The sequence below is a fragment of the Ramlibacter sp. genome (assembly GCF_013697775.1).
In the GTDB taxonomy this organism is placed as follows: Bacteria; Pseudomonadota; Gammaproteobacteria; order Burkholderiales; family Burkholderiaceae_C; genus Ramlibacter.
Window position 1 is genome coordinate 1 of the sequence record NZ_JACCWG010000347.1, and the last position, 3471, is coordinate 3471.

Annotated in this window: 6 protein-coding genes and 1 pseudogene; 2 read left to right on the forward strand and 5 right to left on the reverse strand. The window is 70.1% G+C overall.

Going from position 1 to position 3471, the window contains the following annotated elements; all coding sequences use genetic code 11:
* The first annotated feature begins 122 nt into the window (after window positions 1-122).
* Complete coding sequence (locus H0U68_RS17440; RefSeq protein WP_296357883.1) at window positions 123-671, forward strand: PaaI family thioesterase; 549 nt, start codon at window positions 123-125, stop codon at window positions 669-671.
* A 6-nt stretch (window positions 672-677) separates the two neighbouring features.
* Here H0U68_RS17440 and H0U68_RS17445 read toward each other — a convergent pair whose 3' ends face one another.
* From H0U68_RS17445 to H0U68_RS17455, 3 genes are all read right to left on the reverse strand, one after another.
* A complete protein-coding gene (locus H0U68_RS17445) occupies window positions 678-1106 on the reverse strand; it encodes a hypothetical protein (RefSeq protein WP_296357885.1) in 429 nt (142 codons plus the stop codon).
* A 62-nt stretch (window positions 1107-1168) separates the two neighbouring features.
* Window positions 1169-1738 carry a hypothetical protein gene (locus H0U68_RS17450; protein WP_296357887.1) on the reverse strand — a complete coding sequence of 190 codons (570 nt, stop codon included), beginning with the start codon at window positions 1736-1738 and terminating at the stop codon, window positions 1169-1171.
* The gene (locus tag H0U68_RS17455) at window positions 1735-2211 is read right to left on the reverse strand and encodes a hypothetical protein (protein ID WP_296357889.1); all 477 of its coding nucleotides are present in this window, start codon (window positions 2209-2211) and stop codon (window positions 1735-1737) included. Before H0U68_RS17455 ends, H0U68_RS17450 begins: the two co-directional genes overlap by 4 nt.
* Before the next feature lie 34 nt (window positions 2212-2245).
* Here H0U68_RS17455 and gloA point away from each other — a divergent pair, with 34 nt between their 5' ends.
* Window positions 2246-2635 (forward strand): lactoylglutathione lyase, encoded by a 390-nt coding sequence (gene gloA, locus H0U68_RS17460; protein ID WP_296357891.1) that lies wholly within the window; start codon window positions 2246-2248, stop codon window positions 2633-2635.
* On the opposite strand, the gene eda is transcribed toward gloA, so the two are convergent.
* A complete protein-coding gene (eda, locus tag H0U68_RS17465) occupies window positions 2636-3295 on the reverse strand; it encodes a bifunctional 4-hydroxy-2-oxoglutarate aldolase/2-dehydro-3-deoxy-phosphogluconate aldolase (RefSeq protein WP_296357893.1) in 660 nt (219 codons plus the stop codon).
* Window positions 3286-3471 (reverse strand): annotated as a pseudogene (locus H0U68_RS17470) (phosphogluconate dehydratase); the annotation flags it as partial. The gene eda and the pseudogene H0U68_RS17470, both read right to left, overlap by 10 nt.

Here is a 3471-nt window from a genome sequence, read left to right on the forward strand (position 1 = left end):
CCTGCTGCAGGCGCGCTGCCGCACGCTGGCGGGCGTCAGGCCCGATCCGCTCGGGCGCTAAAGCGTCCGCGCGGCCGCGTGGGCACAATTGCCGTTTCGCAACGACGATGGAGCGGCCACCGATGGCGCACGAAGACACGCAGGACCCGCTGGCAGCCTGGCTGGCCGAGGAACGCGAGGTGCTGGAGCGGGTGAATGCCGGCGTGGGCTGCGGCGTGTCGCGCCCCGAGCAGGTCGCGGGCATGACCGGCCTGCAGATGATGCAGGCCTGCCTGCGAGGCGAACTGCCCTATCCGTCGATCGCGCGCACGCTGGACTTCCAGCTGCTGCAAGTGGATGCCGGCCGGGCGCTGTTCCAGGGCACGCCGGGCAGCGGCCACCTCAATCCCATGGGCGGCATCCACGGCGGCTGGTACGCCACCCTGCTCGATTCCGCCCTGGGCTGCGCGGTGCACACCATGATGCCGCAGGGCCGCGCCTACACCACGGCCGAATTGAGCGTGAACCTGGTGAAGGCGATCGGGCCGAAGGTGCAGCGCGTGCGCGCCGAAGGACGGGTGATCCACTGCGGCCGCCAGCTCGCCACGGCCGACGCGAAGCTGTACGGCCCCGACGGCACCCTGTACGCGCACGGCACCACGACCTGCCTGGTGTTCGAGATGCGCGCCTGAGGGGATTCAGGACGGCTGCCGCGCGAAGCTGGCGGTGCAGGCGCGCAGCTCGCGCCGGCGCGCGGAGCCCGTGTCGCCTTCCAGCCGGCCTTGCATGGTGTAGCGATAGGGGCTGCCTTGGGCCAGGCGGCCGAAGGTGTGTTCCGACTTGCCGCTGATGCCTTCGGCCTGGAGTTCCAGCGCACCGTCCGGCGCCACCGTTCCGGCGAGCGCGAGCCAGCCCGGCGCGCCGCGGCTGCCGGATTGCCCGGCCATGCGCCCCTGCGCGACCTCCACGGCGAAACGGAAGTCGTAGCCCTTGACGAAGACCCCCTGCTCCTTCACGTCGTCGCAGACCAGCGTGACGGCCCATCGGCCGTCGTAGGCAGCCGCGGGCGCCGCTGCGGGCTGCGGCGCCTGCGCGGATGCGGCGGCGCCGGCAAGCAGCAAGGCCAACGCACAGGCGGATCGGCGTGCGGCCGTTGCGCTACGCGGTGCTGCGAGAAGAGGATGGATCGTCATGCGTCGCCTTTCTGTTCCTGCCTTGCGGCATCCGTGGTCCGATGCGGCACCTGGCGGGCCAGCCGCGCGCGGGCCGCTCCGAGCAGGACCCGCGAATAGAGTTTGTGAAAACCGAGCAGCGCGCGGAACATCATGCCCAACGCCGGTTTGCCGGTCTTGCGGCGCACCACCGGGACGACGGCGGAGCCGAAGTAGAGCCGCGTCCCGCCAGTGCCGCCGTCCCCGGCGGGTTCCACCATCAGCCAGGACTTGGTCCGCCCGCTGAAGTCACCCATCAGCAGCTGGCGGTCCTCGCGCGCCTCGACCGTCCAGGCCGAGAACGCATCGGACTCACCGCGCGCGAGCTGCCCCGCCTGAGCATCGGTCGATGGCCGCGCGAGGAAGCGGCTCAGCAGCCAGCGTTCGATCTTGAACACCGGCGTGGTGTAGAACGCCTCGACGAATTCGCATTGCGACACCGTGTGCGGCAGATGAGTGGTGTAGCAGTCGACATACGCGCCGAAAACGACGTAGCGCGCCAGCGAGGCGCCAGGCGGTACTGCACAGGGCCGCGTGAGGAACATCACAGCAGGGCCTCCCATACGGGTTCAGCGTTCGGGCGGTTCGGGAAATTCCTCAGCCACAGCACACCGTCGACCCGCAGCACACCGAACTCCACGCGCACCGGATGCGCCGACGTGTCGCCATAGATCGGGCGGCTGAAGCAGGTGACGCCGGGATTCTTGCTGCAGTAAAGCTCCGTCATCCTGTACCCGCCTCTGTTGACCGAGCCCAGTTGCTTGAACACATTGGCCTCGTTGCCGTCCACGGCGCCCCCGGGTTCCTGGTAGACGTCGCACAGGTAGTCGAAGCTGCCGTAGCGAAACGACAGCGGCTGCGTCGGACGCCCCGCGGACAGCGCGAGATAGCGGTCCTGCCAGCAATAGGGGAGCTCCTCGCGCAGGAACGCGGCGACGTCACCTGTTGGCGATTCACGCGCGACAGCGAGGATGTCGCCATAGGGCACCGGGCGCACCGCGGATGGCTGGCTGGAATCCATCGGTTCCTCCATGGAGTTTTCGTATCATGGCGCAATGCGAATCCTGCACACCATGCTGCGCGTCGGCGACATCCAGCGCGCCATCGACTTCTACACCCGGCTGCTCGGCATGACGCTGCTGCGCACCACCGAACGGCCCGAGCAGAAGTACTCGCTCGCCTTCGTCGGCTACGGCAGCAATCCGGACCATGCCGAGCTGGAGCTCACCTACAACCACGGCGTGGACAGCTACGAGATCGGCACGGCCTACGGCCACATCGCCATCGCCGTGCCCGACGTGTACGCGGCCTGCGACAAGATCCGCGCGGGCGGCGGCAACATCACGCGCGAGCCCGGTGCGGTGAAGGGCGGCAACACGGTGATCGCCTTCGTCACCGACCCGGATGGCTACAAGATCGAGCTGATCCAGCGCGACGCCGCCTGACTACGTGCCGGCCGCCCGGTGCAGCCGCGCTGCCTCGGCGGCGATGCCGGTAATTCGCGCCCAGTCGCCAGCTTGCACCGCCTCGGCCGGCGTCAGCCAGGAGCCGCCCACGCACACCACGTTGGGCAGCGCCAGCAGGTCCGCCGCGTTGGCCGCATTCACGCCGCCGGTGGGGCAGAAACGCACCTCGGGAAACGGCCCGTGCCAGGCCTTCAACAGCGCCGGGCCGCCGGCCTGCATGGCGGGAAAGAATTTCAGCGCCAGCCAGCCGTCTTCCTGCGCCGCCATGATTTCGCTGGCCGTGGCCACGCCGGGCAGCAGCGCCAGGCCCTGCTCGCGGCAGGCCTGGCCCATCGCATGCGTGTAGCCGGGGCTGACGGCAAAGCGCGCGCCGGCATTGGCCGCGGCGCGCGCATCGGCCGCGCTGCGCACCGTGCCGGCGCCCACCACGGCGTCGGGCACCTCCCTGGAGATGGCTTCCATGCAGGCCAGCGCCACGGACGTGCGCAGCGTGATCTCCAGCATGCGGATGCCGCCGGCCACCAGCGCACGCGCCAGCGGCACGGCATGCGCCACCTCGTCCAGCACGATCACCGGAATCACCGGCGCGTCGCGCATCACCTCCAGCGCGCTCGGGCGCTGCGCCGTCGTCACAGCCATGTGCACGCCCCCTCTTCCGCTGCCAGCGCGTTGCGGCGCATGCCGCCGAACAGCTCGCGGCCGATGCCGAAACCGTTGCCTTGCCGCAGCGCGTGCGGCATCGTCGCCGCTTCGCGCGCGTTCCATTCCTTGTCGTCCACCAGCGCCGCCAGCGTGCCGGCCGCGCAATCCAGCCG